Here is a 24,104-nt window from a genome sequence, read left to right on the forward strand (position 1 = left end):
GGTCAAAAAGTCATGGGTGCATCATAGAGGGGCGCCCGGCAAATGGATAGTTTCCAGATGGGGCGACCAAAGCCGAGTGTTCCCTCGCAGTCGGGCCTGTATACTGGCGCGCTATTTGAGGAGCGTTCCATGGTCGAAGAAGTAGAAATCAATCGCCTCTACTGGCACAGCCGTCGTGGCATGCTGGAGCTGGACGTGTTGTTGGTGCCTTTCACCAAAGAGGTGTACGCGACGCTCAATGAGGTGGATCGCGACCTTTATGTTCGGCTGCTGGAATGTGAAGACCAGGACATGTTCGGCTGGTTCATGGAGCGTGCCGAGTCTGAAGACCCGGAGCTGCAGCGCATGGTTCGGATGATCCTGGATCGTGTCCAGCCCAAGTAATCATTTTGAATGCCGCTGGCAGGCCTCGCGGCTGCTGCTGGTGGCGTATCTGCTTGCCCAGTTGTTCGCGCTGGGTGCGTGGTTGTTTATCGATGTGCCGTTCTCAAGCCTGGGTGTGCTGGTGTGCCTGGCGCATGCCGCTTGGGTGTTGCCACGGCATGTCCTGCTGACGCATCGTTCATCGATTCGAGGCCTGCGCCGTGATGAGGCGGGCTGGCAACTGTTCAGCGCTGAGCGCGGCTGGCACGGCGTGCAGTTGCGCCCTGACAGCCTGGCGTTGCCGCTGATGGTGGTGCTGCGCTATCGAGTGCCGGGTGAATGGCGCGTGCGCTCGATCTGCGTACCTTGCGACGCACAGGTCGCCGATCTGCACCGGCGCCTGCGGATACGCCTGAAGTTCAGCCGGCGTAGGTGGTTGGCACCAGAATAGTGTCGCGTGCTTCGGGCAGCATCTGCGGGTAGTCGAGGGTGTAATGCAGACCCCGGCTTTCCTTGCGTTCCATGGCCGAACGGATCATCAGCTCGGCCACCTGGGCCAGGTTGCGCAGCTCGATCAGGTCGCGGCTGACTTTGTAGTTGCTGTAGAACTCGTCGATTTCATCCAGCAGCAAGCGTACCCGGTGCTGGGCGCGCTGCAGGCGCTTGTTGGTACGCACGATCCCGACGTAGTCCCACATGAAGCGTCGCAGCTCATCCCAGTTGTGGGCGATGATCACGTCTTCGTCCGAGTCGGTCACTTGGCTGGCGTCCCAGCGGGGCAGGGCGGCCGGCACCGGGATGTGCGGCAGTTGTTCGAGAATATCCGCCGCGGCCGAGCGGGCGTAGACGAAACATTCAAGCAGCGAGTTGCTGGCCATGCGATTGGCACCGTGCAGACCGGTGAAGCTGGTTTCGCCAATTGCGTACAGGCCCGGCACATCGGTGCGGCCGTGCTGGTCGACCACCACGCCGCCGCAGGTGTAGTGCGCGGCCGGGACCACGGGGATCGGACCTTTGGTGATATCGATGTTGAAGGTCAGGCAGCGCTCGTAAACGGTGGGGAAGTGGGTCTTGATGAAGGCTTCGGGTTTGTGGCTGATGTCCAGGTACACGCAGTCGATACCCAGGCGCTTCATTTCATGGTCGATGGCGCGGGCGACGATATCGCGCGGAGCCAGTTCGGCGCGCGGGTCGAAGCGCTGCATGAAGCGTTCGCCATTCGGCAGTTTCAGGTGCGCACCTTCGCCGCGCAGCGCTTCAGTGATCAGGAAACTCTTGGCCTGCGGGTGATACAGGCAGGTGGGGTGGAACTGGTTGAACTCCAGGTTGGCCACCCGGCAGCCCGAGCGCCAGGCCATGGCGATGCCATCGCCGCAGGCGCCGTCGGGGTTGCTGGTATAGAGGTAGACCTTGGCCGCGCCACCCGAGGCCAGAATAGTGAAGCGTGCGCCGTAGGTGTCGACTTCGCCGCTGGTGCGGTTGAGCACGTAGGCGCCGAGGCAGCGTTCGCCCGGCAGGCCCAGGCGTTTTTCGGTGATCAGGTCGACTGCAACGCGCTGTTCCAGTAATTCGATGTTGGGGCGTTGGCGAGCCTGGTCGAGCAAGGTCTTGAAAATCGCCGCGCCGGTGGCGTCGGCGGCATGGATGATACGGCGATGGCTGTGGCCGCCCTCACGTGTCAGGTGGAATTCGAAACCGCCGTCGTCGGCGCTGGCGTGTTCATCGCGGGTGAATGGCACGCCTTGGTCGATCAGCCATTGGATCGCCTCGCGGCTATGCTCGACGGTAAAGCGCACCGCGTCCTCGTTGCACAGGCCACCGCCGGCGTTGAGCGTGTCTTCGACGTGGGATTGCACCGTGTCGGTGTCGTCCAGCACGGCGGCGACCCCGCCCTGGGCCCAGAAGGTCGAGCCATTGGCCAGGTCGCCTTTGCTCAATACGGCAATGCGCAGGTGGCCGGGCAGCGTCAGCGCAAGACTCAAGCCGGCTGCGCCGCTGCCGATCACCAAAACATCGTGTTGAAACTGTTGGCTCATTTGAAGGATTCCGCAAAAAGCGATCCGAAGGGGGGTGGCGCAAACAGGAGGCCTGGATCGGCGAATCAAAGGGTCACACGGGCCACTAGTATATAGAGGGGGGGAGCGGCACAATAGCCGTGCATTCGTGGCAATGTGAGATTACGGTGCGCAGCTTGGGTAAATCGACTGGTGATTGACGCGGGAACTTTTTGCATAAGCCCCGACTCAATAGCAGGTTGCCTGAAAGCTGGGAAATGTTGAGTTTATTGGCCCGTCGGGAGCATTGGACGCGTCAGAAACCGGCGACAAGATTATTCGCGCAGCCGGCGTTGCCCGTGCTGCGTTTTTCGTGTGTGCCAAATCAGTGCATGCCGGAAACTTGCTTGAAGGGGGAGAACTTTTGCGAAAAGTCCGAGTCTATGTTTGCAAGCCTGATCGTTTAGTTATGCAAGCCTCCTTCAAGTACAACGAGGAGTGTTCATGCTAACCCAGGAAGAGGATCAGCAGCTGGTTGAGCGCGTACAACGCGGCGACAAGCGAGCATTTGATCTGCTAGTGCTGAAATACCAGCACAAAATTCTCGGGTTGATCGTGCGGTTCGTGCACGACACCCATGAAGCGCAGGACGTTGCACAGGAAGCCTTTATCAAGGCGTACCGTGCACTGGGCAATTTCCGCGGTGACAGTGCGTTTTACACGTGGCTGTACCGCATCGCCATCAACACGGCGAAGAACTATCTGGTGTCACGCGGGCGCCGCCCACCGGATAGCGATGTAAGTTCAGAAGACGCTGAATTTTACGATGGAGACCACGGCCTCAAAGATCTCGAGTCGCCGGAGCGTGCATTGCTGCGCGACGAGATCGAAGGCACCGTTCATCGCACGATTCAGCAACTGCCAGAAGATTTGCGTACGGCGTTAACTTTACGTGAATTCGATGGTCTGAGTTACGAAGACATTGCGAGCGTCATGCAGTGTCCGGTGGGGACTGTAAGGTCACGGATTTTCCGGGCCCGGGAAGCCATCGATAAAGCCTTGCAACCGTTGTTGCAGGAAAACTAGAGACAGCGGCGACAGCCAAGAGAGGAACCGCCATGAGTCGTGATGCCCTGCAGGAATCGCTGTCCGCAGTGATGGATAACGAAGCGGATGAACTGGAACTTCGTCGAGTGCTCAATGCATTTGATGATGCCGAAACCCGTGATACCTGGTCTCGTTACCAAGTCGCTCGGGCGGTGATGCACAAGGATCTTCTAATCCCTCGTCTGGATATTGCTGCGGCCGTTTCTGCTGCACTGGCTGATGAAGCCGTTCCGGCAAAAGCTGCTCGTGGTCCATGGCGTAGCCTGGGTCGTCTGGCGGTCGCTGCCTCGGTAACTGTTGCCGTACTGGCCGGTGTTCGCCTGTACAACCAGGATGAAATCGCCGGTGCCGAACTGGCCCAGCAGACTCAGCAACCGGTCATGGCCGGTCCGCAAGTCAAAGGCCCAGCGGTCTTGGCCGGCTACAAGGAAAGCTCCGATACCACCGGCCCTATGGCTAACGGTGTGTTGCAAGGGCAATCCGGGTGGCAGGACCAGCGTCTTCCGGGCTACCTGCGCCAACATGCACAGGAATCGGCTTTGAAAGGCACTGAAAGCGCTCTGCCATACGCACGTGCTGCAAGCCTGGAAAATCGTTGATCCGTTAAGGGGCTCTATGCGCGCCATACCGCTCCTTACGCTTTTGCTCAGTGGCTGGTTTGCACTCCCCGCCCATGCCGACGAGGCCCAAGACTGGCTGACACGGCTTGGGCGAGCAGAGCAACAACAAAGCTTTCAAGGTACGTTCGTCTACGAGCGTAATGGTAGTTTTTCTACCCATGACATCTGGCATCGCGTCCAGGATGGTCGAGTCCGCGAGCGGCTTTTGCAGCTTGATGGATCTGCCCAGGAAGTCGTGCGGGTAGATGGCCGAACCCAATGCGTCAGCGGCACCCTTGTGGCCGGCTTGGGCAATTCGCGTGACGACTCCTCACGTGTGCTTGACCCACAGAAACTCAATCAATTCTATGAACTGGCCGTCATCGGCAAGTCCCGCGTGGCCGGTCGTAATGCGGTCATTGTGTCGATCACGCCGCGTGATCAATACCGTTATGGTTTTGAGCTGCATCTGGATCGTGATACCGCACTGCCGCTCAAGTCCCTGTTGCTCAATGATCAGGGGCAGTTGCTGGAGCGTTTCCAGTTCACACGTTTGAACACGTCTACGGTGCCTGATGATCGCGACTTGCTGCCCAGCAAGGAATGCGTACCTATTTCCGTGGTCGACAGCCAGGCCCCAGCAGTTGAGCCCGCCGAGACCTGGCATCTGGAGTGGTTGCCGCCGGGGTTTCAGTTGACCAACAGCAGTGCCCGTAAAGACATCCATACCAAAGCGACAGTCGACAGCCTGATGTATGAAGATGGATTGGCTCGATTCTCGGTGTTTCTTGAGCCCATCAGTGATGTGAGCGTGACCGAAACTCGCACGCAACTGGGCCCGACGGTGGCGGTGTCCCGACGTTTGAATACGGTGGATGGCGAAATGATGGTGACGGTGGTGGGCGAAATTCCTATCGGTACCGCCGAACGCATCGCGCTGTCGGTGCGTGGTGAGAAAAAGGCACCCACCAAACCGTGAGGTGTTAATCCTATGTTCATCCTGCTCTTTCACCTTGGCTCTACGCCAACCAGGCTACCGAGAGCATGAAATGTCTGGATCAGCATTTTCACTTGCAAAAACCTCTCATGTTTTTTATAGGTCAGGGCTTGTCGGCTCTGGCCTTGTCTTGTTCGCGGAACAAAGACGTCGGTCGCAGTTTCCGGCGTTTCCTGAACCCTGTCGCTCAACCCTGCTCGTCGTAACGGGAGCTGTATGTCGATACCACGTTTGAAATACTACCTATCCATAGTCGCCACGGTACTGGTGCTGGGCCAGGCTGTGACCGCGCAAGCGGTCGAGTTGCCTGACTTTACCCAACTGGTTGAGCAAGCCTCGCCTGCCGTGGTGAACATCAGTACCACGCAAAAGCTGCCGGATCGCAAAGTCTCGAACCAGCAGATGCCAGACCTGGAAGGCCTGCCGCCGATGCTGCGCGAGTTCTTCGAACGAGGCATGCCTCAACCGCGTGCCCCTCGTGGCGGTGGTGGCGGTCAGCGTGAGGCGCAGTCCCTGGGCTCGGGCTTCATCATTTCACCGGATGGCTACATCCTCACCAACAATCACGTGATTGCCGACGCCGACGAGATCCTGGTGCGCCTGGCCGACCGCAGCGAGCTGAAAGCCAAGCTGGTGGGCACTGACCCGCGTTCCGACGTGGCGTTGTTGAAAATCGAAGGCAAGGACTTGCCGGTGCTGAAGCTGGGCAAGTCCCAGGATCTGAAGGCCGGGCAGTGGGTCGTCGCCATCGGTTCGCCGTTTGGTTTTGACCATACCGTGACCCAGGGCATTGTCAGCGCCATCGGCCGCAGCCTGCCCAATGAAAACTATGTGCCGTTCATCCAGACCGACGTGCCGATCAACCCGGGCAACTCCGGTGGTCCGTTGTTTAACCTGGCGGGCGAAGTGGTGGGTATCAACTCGCAGATCTACACCCGCTCCGGCGGTTTCATGGGCGTGTCGTTCGCTATCCCGATCGACGTGGCCATGGACGTTTCCAATCAGCTCAAAAGCGGTGGGAAAGTCAGCCGTGGCTGGTTGGGTGTAGTGATCCAGGAAGTGAACAAGGACCTCGCTGAGTCCTTCGGCCTCGACAAGCCCGCCGGCGCCTTGGTTGCGCAGATCCAGGATGGCGGTCCGGCTGCCAAGGGCGGCCTGCAGGTAGGTGACGTGATCCTGAGCATGAACGGCCAGCCGATCATCATGTCGGCAGACCTGCCACACCTGGTCGGTGCGCTCAAGGCGGGCAGCAAAGCCAAGCTGGAAGTGATCCGTGACGGCAAGCGCCAGAATGTGGAACTCACCGTCGGTGCCATTCCTGAAGAGGGCGCGACCCTGGACGCTTTGGGTAACACCAAGCCGGGCGCAGAGCGCAGCAGCAACCGCCTGGGCATCGCCGTGGCCGAGTTGACCGACGAGCAGAAGAAGACGTTCGACCTCAAGAGCGGCGTTGTGATCAAGGAAGTGCAGGACGGTCCTGCCGCCTTGATCGGCCTGCAGCCGGGCGACGTGATCACCCACCTGAACAATCAGGCGATTGAGACCACCAAGCAGTTCACCGACATCGCCAAGGCGTTGCCGAAGAACCGTTCGGTGTCGATGCGTGTGTTGCGTGAGGGGCGTGCCAGCTTCATCACCTTCAAACTGGCTGAGTAACCCTCCAGCCCAATAAAAAGCCCCGCCTTCGTTAAACGAGGGCGGGGCTTTTTTGTGAGTGATGGGTTTAGCCCATCATCCCTTTGACCAGGCGTTCCTGTTCGATCAGCTCGCGCTGACGTGCGTCGATGCGTGACGACAGCGGGAAGTTACTGCCGGCGCGGCGTTTGGCGAAGTCCAGTTGTTGGATAGCCTGCTGGAAATCACCCACCAGCGCGAAGTACTCGGCGCGGGCTTGATGCAAGCCGATGATATTGCCGGACAAACCGCGCGTTTCGGCAACCTGATACCACACATCCGGATCGTCCGGACGGGACTTGAGCAAGCCATCCAGTGCCTTTTCCGCGTCCGCGGTGCGATTTTGCTTGAGCAGCAGGTCTACTCGCATCTGATTCAGCGGATAGTTGCCTGGGTATTGGGTCAGCATCCGATCGGTGCGTTGCTGGGCATCGGGTAGATGGTTGTTATCGATATCCAGCTGAATCTGCGCCAGGTTGTAGGTGATGTCGTTGGGCGCCTTGGCCAGCAACGGTTGCAGGCTGTCCCGTGCCTGCTTGAACTGCGAGGCTTTGATCTGGGCGATGGCCAGGCCGTAGCGCGCCACATCGTTTTTCGGGTTCTCGTCCAGTTGCGCCTGGAATCGCTTGGCGGCAAGTCCTGACGTGTCCTCATATTGCAACTGCACCCGTGCGCGAATGAGTTGATAGCGCAGGCTGTCTTCCTTGCCGCCGGGCTTGGCCTGTTCGGCGCGGTTACGGGTGTCGGCGATCCGCGATTCGGTGACCGGGTGCGTCAGCAGGAACTCCGGTGGCTTGGCGTCGAAGCGGTATTGACGCCCCAGGCGCTCGAACATGGTGGGCATTGAGCGAGGGTCGTAGCCGGCCTTTTCCAGGTTGACGATGCCGATGCGGTCCGCCTCCTGTTCATTCTGCCGAGAGAAGCGGCGCTGTTCCTGGATCGCGGCGGCCTGAGTGCCGGCAATCGCCGCAATACCAGCATCGCCGGCACCTGCGGCCGCCGCAATGATGCCGCCGAGCAGGGCTGCCATCATCGGGATCTGCATGCGTTGTTGCGCTTCAACGCCACGGGCGAAGTGACGTTGGGACAAGTGCGCCAATTCATGGGCCAGTACCGAGGCGTATTCCCCTTCGGTCTGGGCATTGAGGAACAGGCCGCCGTTCACGCCCACGATACCGCCTGGCGCGGCAAAGGCGTTGAGTTGCGGGCTGTTGATCAGGATGAACTCCAGGCGCCGGTCATTGACCTGGCTGGTCTCCACCAGTTTGTACACGCTGGTTTCGACGTAGTCCTTGAGCTGCGGGTCGTTCAGCTGGGAAACCTGCCCGCGTAGGTAGGCCAGCCAGGCACGGCCCAGTTGATATTCCTGTTGCGGCGAGACAATGGCAGAACTGGCGTCGCCAAGCGACGGCAGGTCGTCAGCGAAGCCTGGGGAGGCCAGCAGGCAAGCCAGCGTCAGCAGGGTGGGGCGCAAAAAAGTCATGCACAGAGCCTTTCGACAAAGAGCTTACTGTAGCCGGACACTGAGCTTCGGACCAGATATTCTAAGCACCCCCGAACGCTTGCCCGGAGTAAAACCATGACCGACGCTGTAGCCTTTGATGCCGAACTCGATGCCAGCGGCCTCAACTGCCCGTTGCCCTTGCTCAAGGCCAAGCTGGAGCTCAATCGATTGGCCAGTGGCGCCGTGCTCAAGGTGATCGCCACGGACGCAGGGTCGCAGCGCGACTTCCGCACATTCGCCAAGCTGGCCGGCCATACCCTGTTGCACGAAGAAGATGTCGCCGGTGTGTACCGCTACTGGTTGCGCAAGGCCTGAGTCGTTCGCCCCTACCGCCCGAGGTTGATTGATGTTCAAAGTGTTACGAGACTGGATCCAGCGCTACTTCTCCGATGAAGAAGCCGTGGTGCTGGCCGTCCTGCTGTTTCTGGCCTTTACGGCTGTGCTCACCTTGGGTGGCATGCTCGCGCCGGTATTGGCGGGGATGGTGCTGGCGTACCTGATGCAGGGGCTGGTCACTACTCTGGAGCGTCTGCGCCTGCCGGGCGGGGCGGCGGTGGGGTTGGTGTTTGCCCTGTTCATGGGCTTGCTGGTGGTGTTTATCGTGGTGGTGCTGCCGCTGCTGTGGCATCAGTTGATCACACTGTTCAACGAGTTGCCGGGCATGCTCGCCAAATGGCAATCGCTGTTGCTGCTGTTGCCGGAGCGCTACCCGCATCTGGTGTCCGACGAGCAGGTGCTGCAGGCCATTGAAGTGGCGCGCGGTGAAATCGGAAAATTCGGGCAATGGGCGCTGACCTTTTCCCTGTCCAGCCTGCCGTTGCTGGTCAATATCATGATCTATCTGGTACTGGTGCCGATCCTGGTGTTTTTCTTCCTCAAGGACCGCGCGATGATCGGCCGCTGGGTGAGTGGCTACCTGCCGCGTGAACGGGCGCTGATTACTCGGGTGGCTGAGGAGATGAACCGCCAGATCGCCAATTACATCCGGGGCAAGGTCATCGAGATCATCATCTGCGGTGGCGTGACCTACATCGCCTTTATCGCCCTGGATCTGAACTACGCGGCGCTGCTGGCATTGCTGGTCGGCATTTCGGTGGTGGTGCCGTATGTCGGCGCGGTGGTGGTGACGGTGCCGGTAACCTTGATTGCCCTGTTCCAGTGGGGCTGGAGCGACCAGTTCATCTACCTGATGGCGGTATACGGCATCATCCAGACACTGGACGGCAACGTGCTGGTGCCGTTGCTGTTTTCGGAGGCGGTCAACCTGCACCCGGTGGCGATCATCTGTGCGGTGTTGTTGTTTGGCGGGTTGTGGGGATTCTGGGGCGTGTTCTTTGCGATTCCCCTGGCGACGCTGTTCAAGGCGGTGCTGGATGCGTGGCCGCGACGTGAGCCGGTGGTGGCGCCGCTGCTGTAACCCCTCACCCTTTGTAGTGAGCGGGCTTGCCCCGCGCTGGGGTGCGAAGCGACCCCGCCACAGCGGCCGCGTTCTTTCAGATAAAACGCGGTAGCAGGTTTCAGGGCTGCTTCGCACCCCAGCGTGGGGCAAGCCCGCTCACTACAATCAGGCCTTGTTCAGCGCCTGCGCTGCCGCCAAAACGGCATCCACATGCCCCGGCACTTTCACGCCGCGCCACTCCTGGCGCAGTACACCCTGGCTGTCGATCAGGAAGGTGCTGCGATCCACGCCCAGGTATTCCTTGCCGTACAGCTTCTTCAGCTTGATCACATCGAACAGCTGGCAGACCGCTTCATCCTTGTCGCTGATCAGCTCGAAGGGGAATGCCTGCTTGGCCTTGAAGTTCTCGTGGGACTTCACGCTGTCGCGCGATACGCCGAACAGCTCGGTGTTGGCCGCCTTGAACGCCGCGTACTGGTCACGGAAACCCTGGCCTTCGGCGGTGCAGCCGGGGGTGCTGTCCTTGGGGTAGAAGTAGATCACCACTTGCTTGCCTTTGAGGGCGTCGAGGCTGAAGGTCTGGCCACTGGTGGCCTGGGCTTCGAAATGGGTGACCGGTTTGTCGATGACTACCGCCATGAAAACTTCCTTACATTGGGTTTTGTGGGCGCCATGGTTCGATCAGTGCGTCGAGGTTCAGGGCATCGGCGAAATCCAGGAACTGGTCGCGCAACCAACTGATCTGCACGCCGGCCGGCAAGGTCACGGTAAACGTGGCGTTGAGCATGGTGCCGCCGGTTTGCGGGGCCTGGTAGGTATCGCAGGTCAGGTTTTCCAGTTCGACGTTATGGTCGATAAAGAACTGGCACAGCTCATTGACGATGTCCGAACGGTAGGCCGAGCTGACATAGGCCACGTAAGGCAGGGCCTGCGGGCGGTTCTCCAGGGCGGCGCTGCGTACCACGTTGACGGTGAAGTCATGCTTCTTGGCCAGACCCGGCAGGCCGGTCTCAAGGCGTGCCAGGGCATCCCAGGTGCCGGAGATCTGCAGGACCAGCGCGCTGCACTCGCCGTGGCGGGTCAGGCGGGACGTCACGACGGCGCAGCGGTTTTCATGGCTGGCGCGGCACAGGACGTTGGTCAGCTCCATGGGGTTGGCGCCGAGGGCACTGATAACAAGGAATTGTTCGCGAACTGTGGGGGTGGACATGCAGCCTTCCTAAACGATGAGCGGTCGATACTGTGAGGGCCGTATCGATCAAAGGATGAAGGGTAGCGAAAAGCGTCGTCAAGGGATAGGAGGTGGCGTTTTCATTGCGTGATCGGCTGGATTTCACCGCGTTGAAAGCCGTGCTCTGGCCCGATGATGGCATTGCCCATCGTTTAGTTGCGCCAGAACGCATCCTCAGGCGGTACTTCGCTTGTGCAAGCATCTTGGCGCCAGTACCATTACGGCTCTCTTTTTCCGGCAGGAGCGGTTGCATGATTGCGGGCAGTATGGTGGCACTGGTCACACCCATGGATGCACAAGGTAATCTCGACTGGGACAGCCTGGGCAAACTGGTGGACTTTCACCTGCAAGAAGGCACCAACGCCATTGTGGCCGTCGGCACCACAGGTGAATCGGCGACGCTCGATGTGGAAGAACACATCAAAGTGATCGAGTTCGTGGTCAAGCGTGTTGCGGGCCGTATCGCGGTCATCGCCGGCACCGGCGCCAACTCGACGCGTGAAGCCATCGAGCTGACCCGAAACGCCAAGAAAGCCGGCGCCGATGCCTGCCTGCTGGTCACTCCGTACTACAACAAGCCGACCCAGGAAGGCTTGTACCAGCACTTCAAGACCATCGCCGAAGCCGTCGATATCCCGCAGATCCTCTACAACGTGCCAGGCCGTACCGCGTGCGATATGCAGGCCGCGACCGTCATTCGCCTGTCCACCGTGCCGAACATCGTTGGCATCAAGGAAGCCACGGGCGACCTGCAGCGCGCCAAGGACATCCTGGCCGGTGTGGGCAGCGACTTCCTGCTGTATTCCGGTGACGACGCCACCGCTGTCGAGCTGATCCTGCTGGGCGGCAAGGGCAACATCTCCGTGACCGCCAACGTGGCGCCGCGAGCCATGAGCGACATGTGTGCCGCCGCCATCGCAGGTGATGCCGTGACCGCCCGGGCGATTCACGAGAAGCTGATGCCGCTCAACAAGACACTGTTTATCGAATCCAACCCTATCCCCGTGAAATGGGCATTGACTGAAATGGGCATGATGCCGGACGGTATCCGTCTGCCGCTCACCCGCCTCAGCGAAGCCTGTCACGAACCGCTGCGACAGGCCCTGCGCCAGTCCGGCGTCCTGGTTTAATTGAGGAAGTACTACGCATGAAGCGATTGGCCGGACTTTCCGCACTTGCCTTGATTATCTCCAGCACCAGTGGCTGCGGTTGGATCTGGGGCCCGGAAGGCTACTTCCGTGACCGCGGCAGCGATTACCTGGAAGCACAACCCACCAAACCGATGGAATTGCCGCCGGGTGTCAACGTCGCCAAGCGCCTTGACCCATTGCTGCCGATTCCGCGCAACGTCGCCGACGACACCGCCAAGGGTGAGTACATCGTGCCGCGTCCACAGCCGATCTCGGCCGTGGCCGATGCCAGCGACTACAGCCTGCAGAAGAGCGGCGACTCGCGCTGGATCGTAGCCCAGCGTCCACCCGCCGAAGTCTGGCCGGTGGCCGTGCAGTTCTTCCAGGACAACGGTTTCCGTATCGACGAACAGCGTCCGCAGACCGGTGAATTCACCACCGCCTGGCAGCAAGGCAGCGAGCTGTCCGCGACCGTGGCCAAGCGTCTGCAGGCCAGCGGTGTAGCCGCCGACAGCGAAGCCCGTGTACGCGTGCGCATCGAGCCTGGCGTGCAGCGCAATACCAGTGAAGTCTACGTGGTGAGCGCCGAGCGTCCTGCCGGCAGCACCGCCAACGTCGACTTCACCAACCGCTCGGTCAACACCGGCGTCGACGCGGCACTGGTCGACGAGATGCTGGCCAGCATGAGCCGTATCTCCGAGAAGGGCGGTTCCGTTTCCCTGCTCGCCGCGCGTGATTACGACACCCCGAGCCGCGTCAGCCTCACCGAGGACGGCAGCGGCAACGTGGTGCTGAGCCTGGGTGAAGACCTGGACCGTGCCTGGGCCAGCGTGGGGCGCGCCTTGGAGCAAGGCCCTTGGCGTGTTGAAGACATCAACCGCAGCCTGGGCCTTTACTACATCAACGTGGCTGAAAAGGCCGAGCGCAAAGACGACGAGCCTGGTTTCTTCGGCAAACTGTTCGGCAGCAAGCCGACCAAGGAAGAAGTCGAGACCCGCGCCGAGCGTTATCAGGTTCGTTTGAGCAAGGTTGGCGAAAGCGTGCAAGTCACCGTCGAGAAGAACATCAACACCGTTGCGCCAGCTGAAACAGCGCGCAAAGTGTTGGGCGTGATTCAGGACAACCTGGGCTGACCCGATGCGTTTTGCTGTTCTCGGTAGCGGTAGCCAAGGGAACGGCACGCTGGTTGCCCATGACGATACGTACGTCCTGGTGGATTGTGGTTTCTCTTTAAAGGAAACCGAGCGGCGCCTGCTGCGCCTGGGGGTTCACCCCGCGCAGTTGAGTGCGATTCTGGTGACCCACGAACATGCCGACCACGTGCATGGCGTGGGTTTGCTGTCTCGGCGCTACAATCTTCCGGTGTACTTGAGTCGCGGTACCTTGCGCGGGATGCGCAAACCCATTGAACCTGCGGGTTTCCTGGCCGGTGGCGAGCAGCTGCGGATTGGTGCGTTGAGCATCGATGTGATTGCCGTGGCGCACGATGCCCAGGAACCGACGCAGTATGTATTCAGTGACGGTGAACGACGCTTCGGCGTGCTTACCGATCTGGGCTCCTATTGCACCAAGGTGCTGGACGGTTACCGGAACCTCGATGCCTTGATGATCGAGTCCAACCACTGCCGAGACCTGCTGGCTCGCGGTCACTACCCGTACTTTCTCAAGCAACGGGTGGGCGGCGAACTGGGACATTTGAATAATCACCAGGCGGCGTACCTGGTGTATGAGTTGGGCTGGCAGGACCTGCAGCACCTGGTCCTGGCCCACCTGAGCAGCAAGAACAACCTGCCGACGCTTGCCCGGCAATGTTTTGTCGACACCCTCGGGTGCGACCCGGACTGGCTGCAACTGGCCGATCAAGATTCAGGGCTCGACTGGCGACACATCGCCTAGCCCACCTCACTCAAAGCGGAGCCCATCATGGAAAAACGTGAAGAACTCTACCGCGGCAAAGCCAAGTCGGTATACAAGACCGACGACGCCAACCGCCTGATCCTGCTGTTTCGCAACGACACCTCGGCGTTCGACGGCAAGCGCATCGAACAGCTGGACCGCAAAGGCATGGTGAACAACAAGTTCAACGCCTTCATCATGCAGAAACTCGAAGAGGCCGGCATTCCGACCCAATTCGACAAACTGCTGGGCGACAACGAGTGCCTGGTGAAGAAACTGGACATGATCCCGGTCGAGTGCGTCGTGCGTAACTACGCCGCCGGCAGCCTGGTCAAGCGCCTGGGTGTCGAAGAGGGCCTCAAGCTCAACCCTTACACCTTTGAACTGTTCCTGAAGGACGACGCCAAGGGCGACCCGTTCATCAACGAATCCCACGTCGTGGCATTCGGCTGGGGCACCGCTGAGCAACTGGCACGCATGAAGGAGCTGTCGCTCAAGGTCAACGACGTGCTGAGCAAGCTGTTCGACGACGCTGGCCTGCTGCTGGTGGACTTCAAGCTGGAATTCGGCGTGTTCCACGACGGCTCCATCGTCCTGGGCGACGAGTTCAGCCCGGACGGCTGCCGTCTGTGGGACAAGGACACCAAGAAGAAGATGGATAAAGACCGCTTCCGCCAGGGCCTCGGTGACGTTATCGAAGCTTACGAAGAAGTCGCCAATCGTCTAGGCGTACCGCTGTAATCGACGCAAGCATCTGATAGCACGGAAAAAAATCGCTTCGGCGCTTTGCATCCACCGATCTTGCTGTTATGATGCGCGCCGTTGGAGAGATGCCAGAGTGGCCGAATGGGACGGATTCGAAATCCGTTGTACCTTCACCGGTACCTAGGGTTCGAATCCCTATCTCTCCGCCATTATTGAAAAACGAAAAACCCCAATAACTTAAGTGTTATTGGGGTTTTTTGTTTTTGTAGCAGAAATTGCCAGGTTAATTCTGCTACGGTCTTCTATTCAGATGACGATGCGGGCCAATCATGAATCTTGAAAAAGTGCTCACGCATTTACGCGTTAACCTCCCGGACCTATTGGCTGTGTATGTGTTTGGCAGTCAAGCGACAGGCGAGGCGCATGCCAACAGTGATTTGGATTTGGCTGCGCTGGTTGAAGGACGAGTTGACGCGCTTCAATTGTGGCGCCTGTCCGGAGAATTGGCTGATATTGTCAACGTGCCTATCGATCTACTGGACTTGCGCGCGGCATCGACTGTCATGCAATACCAAGTCATAACCACTGGGCGCCGGCTTTGGAACAAGGACAGTCAGGCGGGTGTTTTCGAGAGCTATATTCTCAGCGAAAAAACCGCGCTGGATTCAGCCAGAGCTGAGTTACTAGCCGATATTCATAAGGACGGGACGGTATATGGTCGATGACGTACTCATCAACAAGGCGGCCAGCATCGAGCGTTGCGTTGCTCGTGCTCAAGAGGAGTATGAAAAGGATCCTGCCAGCTTTGCTACGGATTTCACCCGTCAGGATGCGGCCATTCTCAATATTCAGCGTGCCTGCGAGGCGGCCCTGGATATGGGGCAGCATTTGATTCGGCGTGAGCGTCTTGGCATTCCACAGAGCGCGCGTGATGTATTCGAGCTGCTGGCCCAGAACGGGTGGGTAAGTGCGTCCTTGCTGACCAACCTGAAAAACATGGTCGGATTTCGCAATATCGCAGTGCATGAGTATCAAACGCTTCAGCTGCCGATCACCGTTGCAATCATCACTCAACATCTGGGCGACTTTCTGGCATTCAGTTCGCACATTTTAACCAAAGACTCGGGCCGGTCGGCCGGTTAACAAGCCCCTCGACACCATTTTTGCGCCCGACTCAGGCAATGGAAGATTGCGCCTGAACCTGAAAAAGCCTGCTGAACGCAATGCTCAGCAGGCTTTTCAGCGCATCCTGTCTCGTCAGGCCGGTTGCGCCACCAGGCGGTTGCTGATGTTACGTCCCAGCACCAACACTGTGACAAAACCTACGCCTACCAACGCCGTCGCCAGGCTCAACAGCACCGAGCTGCCCAATTGGTCGACGATCCGCCCGCCGAAGAACGAGCCCAGGGCGATAATCACTTGGAACAATGCGACGAACAACGGCATGCCACGTTCGACATCCTTGGGCGCCACCACGAACATCCAGATACTGGCGCAGGCCGGGAAGGCGCCGAAGGCAAAGCCCCACAGGCCGATCAGCATCGCGGCGCCGGTCATGCCGGTAGCGAAGTAAGGGAACAGGGCGGTGCTGGTGCCGATCATCAGCGCGACCAGCATCAGGGTGTGACGTACGCTGCGGTTAGCGGCGAAACCGGCAAAAATATTGCCGAACACCCCAGCCACGCCAAACAACAGCAACAGCGAACCAATCGTCGGCCCATCGAAGCCGGAACTGTATTTGAAGAACGGCGCGACATAGGTGTAGGCGGCAAAGTGCGCAAGACCGATCAACAATACTGCGATCAATCCGACCCGAGCGCGTGGGTTGATAAACAACGCCGGCAGGTCGCTGACGAGAATGGCTTTTTCCGGGTTGAGTCGCGGTAGCAGGAAGACCTGTGCCAGCAGTACGGGGATGCCCACCAGCGCGGTCACCAGGAAGGTCATGCGCCAGCCCATCAGGCCGCTGAGCCAGGTGCCGACGGGCACGCCCAGTACGGTGGCGAGGGTGACGCCCATCATGATAATCGAGGTGGCTTTCGCGACGTCCACTCCCTTGGGGGCCAGGCGGCCGCTGAGGGCGATAGCCGTTGCCCAGAAGCCGCCGATGCTGATGCCCAGCAACACGCGGCCCAACAGCAGCAGGCTGAAATCACTGGCGAACGCCACCACTGAGTTGGCAATGATCATGATCAGCGTCAGGCCGATCAGCAGGTAACGACGGTCCATGGCGCCAATGATCACCGACAGCAACGGGGCGGCGAGGGCGGCCATGATGCCCGGCAGGGTCACCATCAGGCCGGCATGGCCAGCCGTGATACCGAGGTCGCTGGCGACATCGTTGAGCACGCCCACCGGCAGAAACTCACTGGTCACCAGGGCGAAGGCGCCCACGGCGACGGAGAGAATCGCCAGCCACTGCTGTTTGACGCTCTGTTGATTATGTTCGGGAAGGCCGCTATGGGCCTGGCTGGCACTTGGCATGGATTTGAGTTCCAGAGGGGATGTCGCCTGGTGTCAGGCGCGGTGAAGAGAATAAGAGGGGATTATATGAATCAGGCTTTGCATTCACGCAGGCGGTCGTTTCGATAGTAATCATCAGTGCTATCGATGTGTGCGTTTTGCCAGGGTCCGAATACCAAGTATGAGGAGGTGGGGCTTAACAAATCGAATCGATAAATCTTGTAGTGAGTGATATCTTTATGCCATCACGCATCGTGACAGGCATGGAGATGGGTATGAAGAAGCTATCAATGGTGGTTTTGCTCATGGTGTTGGCGGCTAGCCCGATGTTTGCAATGGGCTGCCCGAAGGGCACCCATCCGGTTGGAGGGACGGGGTCGCATCATAAGGGTGGAACCTGCCAGTAGCCAAAGAAACCTGCCGAACTCAGTTTTGCGCGCTGTGTGATCGAACGAACGCACAGCCCAACATCATCAATATTCACGACTTCTTATTTCCTATCCCACACCGCCCTCAAGTCCTCACCCGCGCGGCCGAAACGCTGTCATACGATGTCTTACCCCTAATAAGAGCGCGCCCCCAAAATGTCCCTTCGCAGCCTGTCCATCGCCCGCCGTGCGGGTCTGGGTTTTGCCTTGATCGCCCTGCTTGTGGCCCTGTTGGGTTTTTTTGCGCTCTCCAACATGGCGAGTATTCGCGCCAGTGCGGTGCAGGTGGAAAGAGGGCTGGTGCCCAAGATGCGACTGGTGGCGGATATTCGCGAAATCATGCTGCGCATCCGTACGATTTCTTTGCGCATGGCGTTGGACCCCAACCCCGCGAGCCTCCCGCAATACCGCAGCCAGATGGACACACGCAGTCAGGATCTGACGAAGAGGCTGACCGACCTGGACGCGGTGATCGACACACCGCAAGTCCGTGCGCTCTATGACCAGTTCCAGGTCTCGCTGCGCCAGTACCAGCAGGGCCTGGCGCAGTCGTTCGTGCTGGCCGACAAGCAGCAGGGCGCTGAACTCAACAAGCTGCTGCTGGTGGACATGAAAACCGTGGTCGACGGCTCCGGCGCGCAACTCAACGCACTCGCCGACTACTACAACGCCCAGATCAACGAGCAGGGCCAGGCGGCCGAGTCGCAGTACAGCCGCTCACGCACCATGGTCTTCGGTTTCGTGATTCTGGCGGGCCTGAGTACGATAGCCCTGGCCTGGCTGCTCACGCGCAGTATCGTGCGTCCGTTGGGGCAGGCTATGCGCGCGGCGGAAAACGTCGCACGGGGCGACTTGACCCAGACCGTGGAGGTCAGCGGAAACGACGAGGTGACTCGTTTGCTGGTGGCGCTGCACTCCATGCAGGGCAGCCTGCGCAGTACCCTGCAATTGATTCGCCAATCGGCGGCACAAATGGCCGCTTCCGCCACCGACCTCAATGGCATTACCGACCAGAGCAGCCGCAGCCTGCAACAGCAGACGGCCGAAATCGAACAGGCGGCCACGGCGGTCAACGAGATGACCTCGGCTGCCGAAGAGGTGGCGCGCAATGCGGTGTCCACCTCCGAGTCCACCCGCCTTTCCAATGAAACCGCGCGCGAGGGCCAGCACCGCGTCGGTGAAACGGTCAGCGCGATTCAAGCCCTGAGCAGCAACATCGGCGAGACCTCGACCCTGGTGCAGAGCCTGGCCGAGCAGTCGCGGGATATCGGCAAGGTGCTTGATGTGATTCGCTCCATCGCCGAACAGACCAACCTGCTGGCCCTCAACGCCGCCATCGAAGCTGCGCGTGCCGGGGAGTCCGGCCGTGGTTTCGCGGTGGTGGCCGATGAAGTGCGTGCGCTGGCCCATCGCACCCAGCAATCGACCCTGGAAATCGACCAGATGGTGACGGCGATGCGCACCGGCTCCAACGATGCCCTGACGTCGATGCAGTCGAGCACCCAGCGTGCCGGCGACACCCTGACCCTGGCCGAAGGGGCAGGGGGTGCCTTGAGCCAGATCACCGACTCCATCGACCAGATCCACCAGCGCAACCTGGTGATCGCCAGCGCCGCCGAGGAGCAGGCGCAGGTGGCCAAGGAGGTCGACCGCAACATCGTGAATATTCGCGACTTGTCGGCACAGTCTTCGTCCGGTGCCGGGCGGATCAACGGTTCAAGCCAGGAGCTGGCGCGGTTGGCGGTTGCGCTCAATGACGCGGTGGCGCGGTTTCAGGTGTAGGGCGCAAATGGGCAGCGGTGTCGATGGCGTCTCAACAGCGCTCATACGATAATCGCTGCACCTCGACTACCTGGCCCCTCCCGTGATCATCAACTTCGACCTCAACGACCTCCAAGCCTTCCGCGCCGTGGTAGACAAGGGCAGTTTTCGCGGCGCCGCCGAAGCCATCCGGATCTCGCAACCGGCGCTGAGCCGACGCATCGAAAAACTCGAAGCCGCGCTGGATGTGAAGCTGTTCGAGCGCACCACCCGCAGGGTCAGCCTGACCATGGTCGGACGCGCGTTTCTGCCCCAGGTCGAGCGCATGCTCGACGATCTCGACATCGCCCTGATGGGCATCAGCAACGTCGCGTCCACGCGCATGGGCAATGTCACCATCGCCTGTGTGCCGTCGACCGCGTATTACTTCATGCCCCATGTGATCTCCGAATTTCACAAGCTGTATCCGAAAATTCGCCTGCGGGTGCTGGATGCCAGTGCCGGCGAGGTGTGCAAAGCGGTGGAAACCGGCGAGGCGGACTTCGGCGTGAGTTTCAGCGGCAGCCTGGCTGACGAAGTGGAGTTCGAATTGCTGCTGCAGGAGCGTTATGTGCTGGCCTGCCGGCGTGATCACCCGCTGGCCGAGCGCGACAGCGTCACCTGGACCGAGGCGTACGAACACGACTACATCACGGTGGATAAAACCTCGGGCAACCGCTTCCTGCTGGACCAGGCCCTGCGTGGCATACGCGTGAAAAAACCGAGTATCTGCGAGACGCACCACGTGACCACCATGATCGGGCTGGTGGAGGCCGGGCTGGGCGTGGCGATGGTGCCGTCGATTGCGATGCCGGCGTGCGAGCACCCGATTCTGGTGAGTGTGCCGCTGGTAGAGCCGCAGGTGATGCGTAACGTGGGCTTGATCAAGCGCCGCGGGCGGACGTTGCCGCCCGCGGCGCTGGAGTTGGAGCGGTTGGTGCGGGAGATGCCGTTTCGGTCAGCGTGACACCGAGTCCAGACCGGTGGATTGCACCGCCGGTTGGGCCTCGGGCGAGGCCAGGAACTGCAGCAGTTCCCGGGCCTGGGCCGGGTGTTCGGCGTTCACCGGAATACCCGCCGCAAAGCGCGTCACGGACTGCACGTCTTCGGGGATTTTGCCCACATAAGTCACGCCCGCTACCGGTAATAATTCCGCCACCTGTTGCAGGCCCACTTCGTAGTCACCCTTGGCGACCTGCTCGGCCACCGGCAGACGTTCGATCATGGTGCCTTTGGCTGGCATGCCGAGTTTCTTGAACAACTCTTTCTCGACATACACACCGCTGGCGCTGTCCGAGTACGCCACGGACTTGGCGTTGCTCAGCACCGCCTTCAACTCGGCATCGGTGCCGATCGCCGGTTTGGCTGCGCCTTCCTTCACCACCAGGCCGATGCGCGAGTCGGCCAGTTCCACACGGGACGCCGGGTCGACCTTGCCTTGTTTGATCAATTCATCCAGGGCATAACCGACCATGATCACCACGTCGGCGTGTTCGCCACGGGCCAGGCGGTTGGGAATCGCTTCCGGCGCCTTGCCCATTGACGGGCCAAGGACGGTCTGGAGGGTGTCGCCGCTGTGCTTGGCGTATTGCGGGCCGAGCAGTTTATAGGCCGCGGTGAAGCCGCCGGAAGTCATCACTTTGAGCTCTTCGGCCTGGGCCGTCAGCGCCAGGGCGCCAAAGGCCAGGGCGGTCAGCGTCTTGAACAGCGCCTTCATCGCAGTGCCTCCTGCATCACTTGGCCACGGCTGTTGGCGCGGCGATACAGGGCCAGGGTCGAACACAGCGCGCACAGCGCGGCGAACATCATCCAGTAGGCCGGCGAGGCTTTGTCTTCGGTGATATGGATAAACCAGGTGGAGATCGCCGGGGTAAAACCACCGAACACGGCGGTCGCCAGGCTGTAGGCCAGGGAGAAGCCCGCCACGCGCACTTCCACCGGCATGATTTCGGTCAGGGCCGGGATCATGGCGCCGTTGTACATGCCATAGAGGAAGGAGAACCACAGCAGGGTTTCCAGCATGTGGGCGAAGCTCGGTGCGTTGACCACGTAGGACAGCGCTGGATAAGCCGTGAGAACGGTCAGCACGGTCATGGCGACCAGTACCGGCTTACGGCCGAAGCGGTCGCTCAAGGTGCCGCCGATCGGCAGCCATACGAAGTTCGACACCGCCACCAGCAGAGTCACCAGAAGGGCGTCGGACGTGCTCAGTTGCAGCACGGTCTTGCCGAAGGTCGGTGCGTACACGGTGATCAGGTAAAACGCGGTGGTGGTCATCGCCACCATGAGCATGCCGCCGATGACCATGGTCCAGTTTTTCACCAGGGTCGCCATGACTTCACGCATGGTGGGGCGATGCTGGCGCTTGGCGAATTCTTCGGTTTCCTGCAGGTTGCGTCGCAGCACGAAGATGAACGGGATAATCACGCAACCGATGGCGAACGGAATGCGCCAGCCCCAATCGGCCACCACGGCGGGTTCCATCCAGACGTTCAGGCCATAGCCCAGTGCGGCGGCGACCACGATGGAAATCTGCTGGCTGCCCGACTGCCAGCTGGTGTAGAAGCCTTTGCGGCCCGGAGTGGCCATTTCGGCGAGGTACACCGACACACCGCCCAGTTCCGCGCCGGCCGAAAAGCCCTGCAACAGACGGCCCAGCAGCACCAGCAGCGGGGCCCACAGGCCAATGGTGTGATAACCCGGCACCAGCACGATCAGCAGCGTGCCGCTGGCCATGATCGACAGGGTCACGATCAGCCCTTTGCGGCGACCGACGTCATCAATGTAGGCACCCAGAATCACCGCACCCAATGGACGCATCAGGAAGCCCGCGCCGAACACGGCGAAGGTCATCATTAATGACGCAAACTCATTAGCGGCGGGGAAGAACGCGGCAGCAATATAGGTGGCGTAGAAGCCGAACAGAAAGAAATCGAACTGTTCGAGGAAGTTGCCCGAAGTGACGCGGAAAACCGCACCCACTTTAGAGCGGGCAGAATCGGGCCGAGCAGGGCTAGTCATGTTTTTGTGTCTCCAGCGTTCTTTTTAAAGTGCTTGTTTCGCTTAAGACTGAGGATAGTGGCTGACACATTTAGAAATGATAAGTGAAAGATTTGGATTTATTGATGCATGCAGGTTATCAATTGTTGAAGCCGATCAAAATCCTCCTGCCTGTTCTATGCTTGAGAGCGTGACCAATTCTTACGGATGGGAGGTGGCTATGGGTAACGAACACCAACATCAGGATGAGCCGGCGCGTGAGCAGCCCCGGCGGCAGCGCGAGGACGAAAAACCGCAAACCTGGAAACACCCGGATGACGGCACGGAGCTGTCCGAGCGAGATCAGGAGCGCCCGCTCAAGCCGTGACACGTGTCCACCCCGACCAATTGATCGGGGTGGCACATAGACGCAGCCCGTCGGCCTTTCTACACTGCCGCTTGTCGTGGGTAAGGGGCAGGCGCCGATGAATCGCAATGAATTACGCAAGGCCGACATCAACCTGATGGTGGTTTTCGAAGCGCTGATGCTTGAGCGCAACGTGACCCGGGTGGCCGAGAAGCTGTTTCTGGGCCAGCCGACCATCAGCTCGGCGCTCAACCGTTTGCGTACGCTGTTCAACGACCCGCTGTTTATTCGTGTCGGCCACCGCATGGAACCCACCGCGCGCGCCGAAGAGATCATCCAGCACCTGTCGCCGGCGCTGGACTCGCTGTCGTCGGCGCTGAGCCTGACCCACGATTTCGACCCGTCCATCAGCACCATGACCTTTCGCATCGGCCTGTCCGACGATGTCGAGTTCGGCCTGCTGCCGCCGCTGTTGCGCGCGTTGCGCCAGGAGGCGCCGCAAGTGGTGTTCGTGGTGCAGCATGTCGACTACTGGCGCATCCCCGACCTGTTGGCCTCCGGCGATATCACCGTCGGCATCACCCAGACCCGTGGTCTGCCGGCGAATGCCAAGCGCAAGTTGCTGCGCCATATCCGCCCGCGTCTGTTGCGTGCCGATGCTTCGGATACGCCGCTGACCCTCGATGAATACTGCTCACGCCCCCACGTGCTGGTGTCGCATACGGCCAACGTGTCGGGGTTCGCCGATGAGTGGCTGGCCGAGATCGGCCGCAAGCGCCACGTGGTGTTGTCGGTGCCGCAATACAGCGCGTTGCCCGCCTTGCTGGCCGGCACCGATCTGATCGCCAGCCTGCCGGACTACACCGCCGAAGCCATGGCGGTGTCGGGCAACCTGTTCTGTGAGCCGTTCCCGTTCGAGACGCCGACCCTGGATTTATCCATGGTCTGGCTCAGCCATGTGGACACCGACCCGGCCGAGCGTTGGGTACGCTCGCGGCTGGAAGCGTTTATGAGTGATCGAAACCTGGTGGCCAAGGCTTGAGCTATTTATCCGTGGTATATGTAGGAACCGTCCTATAAAAACCTCGGAGTTCGCCATGCCACACCTGCACCTGGAATACACCGCCAACCTGACGCAACTGGACACCGACAAGGCCCTGTTGCGCCTGAACCATGCGCTGGTGGCCTCCGGTCAGTTCGGCGCCGAGTTCGACATCAAGAGCCGGGCCGTCAAGGTCGACAGCTTTCGCGTCGGCACCGGCCTCAACGAGCGTGGGTTTGTGGCGGCGCGCCTGGCCTTGCTCAGCGGGCGTTCGCCGCAGGTCAAACAGCAACTGTCGCAAAGCTTGCTCGCGGTGTTGCAGGACCTCGGCCCATGGCCCGAGGGCGTGCAGGTGCAACTGAGTGTCGAATTACGCGACATGGATCGCGATACCTATAGCAAGGAGGCAGTTGCGAGCTAGTAGCT

25 protein-coding genes, 1 tRNA gene and 2 pseudogenes are annotated in these 24,104 nt (G+C 60.2%); 21 read left to right on the plus strand and 7 right to left on the minus strand.

Annotated features, from left to right (window positions below):
- Nucleotides 1-129: 129 nt before the first annotated feature.
- Nucleotides 130-384 (plus strand): succinate dehydrogenase assembly factor 2, encoded by a 255-nt coding sequence (locus tag PSH66_RS07695; RefSeq protein WP_003172473.1) that lies wholly within the window; start codon nucleotides 130-132, stop codon nucleotides 382-384.
- Nucleotides 368-814: a hypothetical protein gene (locus PSH66_RS07700; protein WP_042944327.1), complete on the plus strand. Its 447-nt coding sequence runs from the start codon at nucleotides 368-370 to the stop codon at nucleotides 812-814. Before PSH66_RS07695 ends, PSH66_RS07700 begins: the two co-directional genes overlap by 17 nt.
- Here PSH66_RS07700 and nadB read toward each other — a convergent pair.
- Complete coding sequence (gene nadB / locus PSH66_RS07705; protein ID WP_078823613.1) at nucleotides 783-2,399, minus strand: L-aspartate oxidase; 1,617 nt, start codon at nucleotides 2,397-2,399, stop codon at nucleotides 783-785. The two genes, PSH66_RS07700 and nadB, sit on opposite strands and share 32 nt — an antisense overlap.
- 462 nt (nucleotides 2,400-2,861) lie before the next feature.
- Here nadB and rpoE point away from each other — a divergent pair, with 462 nt between their 5' ends.
- The 4 genes from rpoE (at nucleotide 2,862) to PSH66_RS07725 (ending at nucleotide 6,716) form a co-directional block, all read left to right on the plus strand.
- On the plus strand, nucleotides 2,862-3,443 hold the full coding sequence (gene rpoE / locus PSH66_RS07710) for an RNA polymerase sigma factor RpoE (protein ID WP_003172477.1): 582 nt from the start codon (nucleotides 2,862-2,864) through the stop codon (nucleotides 3,441-3,443).
- A gap of 32 nt (nucleotides 3,444-3,475) precedes the next feature.
- On the plus strand, nucleotides 3,476-4,063 hold the full coding sequence (locus PSH66_RS07715; protein WP_003172479.1) for a sigma-E factor negative regulatory protein: 588 nt from the start codon (nucleotides 3,476-3,478) through the stop codon (nucleotides 4,061-4,063).
- 16 nt (nucleotides 4,064-4,079) lie between these two features.
- Nucleotides 4,080-5,042: a MucB/RseB C-terminal domain-containing protein gene (locus PSH66_RS07720; RefSeq protein ID WP_003172480.1), complete on the plus strand. Its 963-nt coding sequence runs from the start codon at nucleotides 4,080-4,082 to the stop codon at nucleotides 5,040-5,042.
- 234 nt (nucleotides 5,043-5,276) lie between these two features.
- A complete protein-coding gene (locus tag PSH66_RS07725; protein WP_003172481.1) occupies nucleotides 5,277-6,716 on the plus strand; it encodes a DegQ family serine endoprotease in 1,440 nt (479 codons plus the stop codon).
- A gap of 67 nt (nucleotides 6,717-6,783) precedes the next feature.
- Here PSH66_RS07725 and PSH66_RS07730 read toward each other — a convergent pair whose 3' ends face one another.
- Nucleotides 6,784-8,217, minus strand: a complete 1,434-nt coding sequence (locus tag PSH66_RS07730) for a M48 family metalloprotease (RefSeq protein WP_003172482.1) — start codon at nucleotides 8,215-8,217, stop codon at nucleotides 6,784-6,786.
- Between the two features lie 96 nt (nucleotides 8,218-8,313).
- Between PSH66_RS07730 and PSH66_RS07735 the strand changes: the two genes are divergently transcribed.
- The gene (locus tag PSH66_RS07735) at nucleotides 8,314-8,553 is read left to right on the plus strand and encodes a sulfurtransferase TusA family protein (RefSeq protein ID WP_003172483.1); all 240 of its coding nucleotides are present in this window, start codon (nucleotides 8,314-8,316) and stop codon (nucleotides 8,551-8,553) included.
- A 31-nt stretch (nucleotides 8,554-8,584) separates the two neighbouring features.
- On the plus strand, nucleotides 8,585-9,655 hold the full coding sequence (locus tag PSH66_RS07740; RefSeq protein ID WP_003172484.1) for an AI-2E family transporter: 1,071 nt from the start codon (nucleotides 8,585-8,587) through the stop codon (nucleotides 9,653-9,655).
- A 147-nt stretch (nucleotides 9,656-9,802) separates the two neighbouring features.
- On the opposite strand, the gene PSH66_RS07745 is transcribed toward PSH66_RS07740, so the two are convergent.
- Both PSH66_RS07745 and PSH66_RS07750 read right to left on the minus strand, forming a co-directional pair.
- The gene (locus PSH66_RS07745) at nucleotides 9,803-10,276 is read right to left on the minus strand and encodes a peroxiredoxin (protein WP_305428665.1); all 474 of its coding nucleotides are present in this window, start codon (nucleotides 10,274-10,276) and stop codon (nucleotides 9,803-9,805) included.
- 10 nt (nucleotides 10,277-10,286) lie between these two features.
- Nucleotides 10,287-10,847 (minus strand): glycine cleavage system protein R, encoded by a 561-nt coding sequence (locus tag PSH66_RS07750; RefSeq protein WP_003172487.1) that lies wholly within the window; start codon nucleotides 10,845-10,847, stop codon nucleotides 10,287-10,289.
- A 272-nt stretch (nucleotides 10,848-11,119) separates the two neighbouring features.
- On the opposite strand from PSH66_RS07750, the gene dapA reads away from it, so the two are divergent.
- The 7 genes from dapA (at nucleotide 11,120) to PSH66_RS07785 (ending at nucleotide 15,742) form a co-directional block, all read left to right on the plus strand.
- A complete protein-coding gene (gene dapA, locus PSH66_RS07755; protein ID WP_003172489.1) occupies nucleotides 11,120-11,998 on the plus strand; it encodes a 4-hydroxy-tetrahydrodipicolinate synthase in 879 nt (292 codons plus the stop codon).
- 17 nt (nucleotides 11,999-12,015) lie between these two features.
- On the plus strand, nucleotides 12,016-13,131 hold the full coding sequence (gene bamC / locus PSH66_RS07760; protein ID WP_003172490.1) for an outer membrane protein assembly factor BamC: 1,116 nt from the start codon (nucleotides 12,016-12,018) through the stop codon (nucleotides 13,129-13,131).
- A gap of 4 nt (nucleotides 13,132-13,135) precedes the next feature.
- Nucleotides 13,136-13,894, plus strand: coding sequence for an MBL fold metallo-hydrolase (locus PSH66_RS07765; protein ID WP_141065062.1), 759 nt, complete (start codon nucleotides 13,136-13,138; stop codon nucleotides 13,892-13,894).
- A 27-nt stretch (nucleotides 13,895-13,921) separates the two neighbouring features.
- The gene (purC, locus tag PSH66_RS07770; protein ID WP_003172493.1) at nucleotides 13,922-14,635 is read left to right on the plus strand and encodes a phosphoribosylaminoimidazolesuccinocarboxamide synthase; all 714 of its coding nucleotides are present in this window, start codon (nucleotides 13,922-13,924) and stop codon (nucleotides 14,633-14,635) included.
- A gap of 83 nt (nucleotides 14,636-14,718) precedes the next feature.
- Nucleotides 14,719-14,808, plus strand: a tRNA-Ser gene (locus tag PSH66_RS07775).
- 120 nt (nucleotides 14,809-14,928) lie between these two features.
- The gene (locus PSH66_RS07780) at nucleotides 14,929-15,324 is read left to right on the plus strand and encodes a nucleotidyltransferase domain-containing protein (protein WP_305428666.1); all 396 of its coding nucleotides are present in this window, start codon (nucleotides 14,929-14,931) and stop codon (nucleotides 15,322-15,324) included.
- A complete protein-coding gene (locus PSH66_RS07785) occupies nucleotides 15,314-15,742 on the plus strand; it encodes a DUF86 domain-containing protein (RefSeq protein WP_003172494.1) in 429 nt (142 codons plus the stop codon). Before PSH66_RS07780 ends, PSH66_RS07785 begins: the two co-directional genes overlap by 11 nt.
- Before the next feature lie 114 nt (nucleotides 15,743-15,856).
- Here the strand turns inward: PSH66_RS07785 and PSH66_RS07790 are convergent, their stop codons facing one another.
- Nucleotides 15,857-17,083: an MFS transporter gene (locus PSH66_RS07790; protein WP_078823616.1), complete on the minus strand. Its 1,227-nt coding sequence runs from the start codon at nucleotides 17,081-17,083 to the stop codon at nucleotides 15,857-15,859.
- 563 nt (nucleotides 17,084-17,646) lie between these two features.
- Here PSH66_RS07790 and PSH66_RS30070 point away from each other — a divergent pair.
- The 3 genes and pseudogenes from PSH66_RS30070 to PSH66_RS07800 form a co-directional block, all read left to right on the plus strand.
- A pseudogene (locus PSH66_RS30070) lies at nucleotides 17,647-18,366 on the plus strand (MCP four helix bundle domain-containing protein); the annotation flags it as partial.
- 309 nt (nucleotides 18,367-18,675) lie between these two features.
- Nucleotides 18,676-19,272: pseudogene (locus PSH66_RS30075) on the plus strand (methyl-accepting chemotaxis protein); the annotation flags it as partial.
- Between the two features lie 82 nt (nucleotides 19,273-19,354).
- Complete coding sequence (locus PSH66_RS07800; protein WP_003172497.1) at nucleotides 19,355-20,257, plus strand: LysR family transcriptional regulator; 903 nt, start codon at nucleotides 19,355-19,357, stop codon at nucleotides 20,255-20,257.
- On the opposite strand, the gene PSH66_RS07805 is transcribed toward PSH66_RS07800, so the two are convergent.
- Together PSH66_RS07805 and PSH66_RS07810 are read right to left on the minus strand one after the other, a co-directional pair.
- A complete protein-coding gene (locus PSH66_RS07805; protein ID WP_003172498.1) occupies nucleotides 20,249-21,007 on the minus strand; it encodes a substrate-binding domain-containing protein in 759 nt (252 codons plus the stop codon). The two genes, PSH66_RS07800 and PSH66_RS07805, sit on opposite strands and share 9 nt — an antisense overlap.
- Nucleotides 21,004-22,311 (minus strand): MFS transporter, encoded by a 1,308-nt coding sequence (locus tag PSH66_RS07810; protein ID WP_141064506.1) that lies wholly within the window; start codon nucleotides 22,309-22,311, stop codon nucleotides 21,004-21,006. Before PSH66_RS07810 ends, PSH66_RS07805 begins: the two co-directional genes overlap by 4 nt.
- Nucleotides 22,312-22,510: 199 nt before the next feature.
- Between PSH66_RS07810 and PSH66_RS07815 the strand changes: the two genes are divergently transcribed.
- The 3 genes from PSH66_RS07815 (at nucleotide 22,511) to PSH66_RS07825 (ending at nucleotide 24,099) form a co-directional block, all read left to right on the plus strand.
- The gene (locus PSH66_RS07815) at nucleotides 22,511-22,657 is read left to right on the plus strand and encodes a hypothetical protein (protein WP_003172500.1); all 147 of its coding nucleotides are present in this window, start codon (nucleotides 22,511-22,513) and stop codon (nucleotides 22,655-22,657) included.
- Between the two features lie 97 nt (nucleotides 22,658-22,754).
- Complete coding sequence (locus PSH66_RS07820; protein WP_078823620.1) at nucleotides 22,755-23,678, plus strand: LysR substrate-binding domain-containing protein; 924 nt, start codon at nucleotides 22,755-22,757, stop codon at nucleotides 23,676-23,678.
- 55 nt (nucleotides 23,679-23,733) lie between these two features.
- The gene (locus tag PSH66_RS07825; protein ID WP_003172502.1) at nucleotides 23,734-24,099 is read left to right on the plus strand and encodes a 5-carboxymethyl-2-hydroxymuconate Delta-isomerase; all 366 of its coding nucleotides are present in this window, start codon (nucleotides 23,734-23,736) and stop codon (nucleotides 24,097-24,099) included.
- The last annotated feature ends 5 nt before the right edge of the window (nucleotides 24,100-24,104 follow it).

Origin of the sequence: Pseudomonas sp. FP597, assembly GCF_030687435.1 — a bacterium.
In the GTDB taxonomy this organism is placed as follows: domain Bacteria; phylum Pseudomonadota; class Gammaproteobacteria; order Pseudomonadales; family Pseudomonadaceae; genus Aquipseudomonas; species Aquipseudomonas lactucae.

Bases quoted from the DNA above. Each gene is read 5' to 3' on its own strand.
- PSH66_RS07695 (WP_003172473.1), top strand. From the start codon at position 130: ATGGTCGAAGAAGTAGAAATCAATCGCCTCTACTGGCACAGCCGTCGT.
- nadB (WP_078823613.1), bottom strand. From the start codon at position 2,399: ATGAGCCAACAGTTTCAACACGATGTTTTGGTGATCGGCAGCGGCGCA.
- rpoE (WP_003172477.1), top strand. From the start codon at position 2,862: ATGCTAACCCAGGAAGAGGATCAGCAGCTGGTTGAGCGCGTACAACGC.
- PSH66_RS07715 (WP_003172479.1), top strand. From the start codon at position 3,476: ATGAGTCGTGATGCCCTGCAGGAATCGCTGTCCGCAGTGATGGATAAC.
- PSH66_RS07720 (WP_003172480.1), top strand. From the start codon at position 4,080: ATGCGCGCCATACCGCTCCTTACGCTTTTGCTCAGTGGCTGGTTTGCA.
- PSH66_RS07725 (WP_003172481.1), top strand. From the start codon at position 5,277: ATGTCGATACCACGTTTGAAATACTACCTATCCATAGTCGCCACGGTA.
- PSH66_RS07730 (WP_003172482.1), bottom strand. From the start codon at position 8,217: ATGACTTTTTTGCGCCCCACCCTGCTGACGCTGGCTTGCCTGCTGGCC.
- PSH66_RS07735 (WP_003172483.1), top strand. From the start codon at position 8,314: ATGACCGACGCTGTAGCCTTTGATGCCGAACTCGATGCCAGCGGCCTC.
- PSH66_RS07740 (WP_003172484.1), top strand. From the start codon at position 8,585: ATGTTCAAAGTGTTACGAGACTGGATCCAGCGCTACTTCTCCGATGAA.
- PSH66_RS07745 (WP_305428665.1), bottom strand. From the start codon at position 10,276: ATGGCGGTAGTCATCGACAAACCGGTCACCCATTTCGAAGCCCAGGCC.
- PSH66_RS07750 (WP_003172487.1), bottom strand. From the start codon at position 10,847: ATGTCCACCCCCACAGTTCGCGAACAATTCCTTGTTATCAGTGCCCTC.
- dapA (WP_003172489.1), top strand. From the start codon at position 11,120: ATGATTGCGGGCAGTATGGTGGCACTGGTCACACCCATGGATGCACAA.
- bamC (WP_003172490.1), top strand. From the start codon at position 12,016: ATGAAGCGATTGGCCGGACTTTCCGCACTTGCCTTGATTATCTCCAGC.
- PSH66_RS07765 (WP_141065062.1), top strand. From the start codon at position 13,136: ATGCGTTTTGCTGTTCTCGGTAGCGGTAGCCAAGGGAACGGCACGCTG.
- purC (WP_003172493.1), top strand. From the start codon at position 13,922: ATGGAAAAACGTGAAGAACTCTACCGCGGCAAAGCCAAGTCGGTATAC.
- PSH66_RS07780 (WP_305428666.1), top strand. From the start codon at position 14,929: ATGAATCTTGAAAAAGTGCTCACGCATTTACGCGTTAACCTCCCGGAC.
- PSH66_RS07785 (WP_003172494.1), top strand. From the start codon at position 15,314: ATGGTCGATGACGTACTCATCAACAAGGCGGCCAGCATCGAGCGTTGC.
- PSH66_RS07790 (WP_078823616.1), bottom strand. From the start codon at position 17,083: ATGCCAAGTGCCAGCCAGGCCCATAGCGGCCTTCCCGAACATAATCAA.
- PSH66_RS07805 (WP_003172498.1), bottom strand. From the start codon at position 21,007: ATGAAGGCGCTGTTCAAGACGCTGACCGCCCTGGCCTTTGGCGCCCTG.
- PSH66_RS07810 (WP_141064506.1), bottom strand. From the start codon at position 22,311: ATGACTAGCCCTGCTCGGCCCGATTCTGCCCGCTCTAAAGTGGGTGCG.
- PSH66_RS07815 (WP_003172500.1), top strand. From the start codon at position 22,511: ATGGGTAACGAACACCAACATCAGGATGAGCCGGCGCGTGAGCAGCCC.
- PSH66_RS07820 (WP_078823620.1), top strand. From the start codon at position 22,755: ATGAATCGCAATGAATTACGCAAGGCCGACATCAACCTGATGGTGGTT.
- PSH66_RS07825 (WP_003172502.1), top strand. From the start codon at position 23,734: ATGCCACACCTGCACCTGGAATACACCGCCAACCTGACGCAACTGGAC.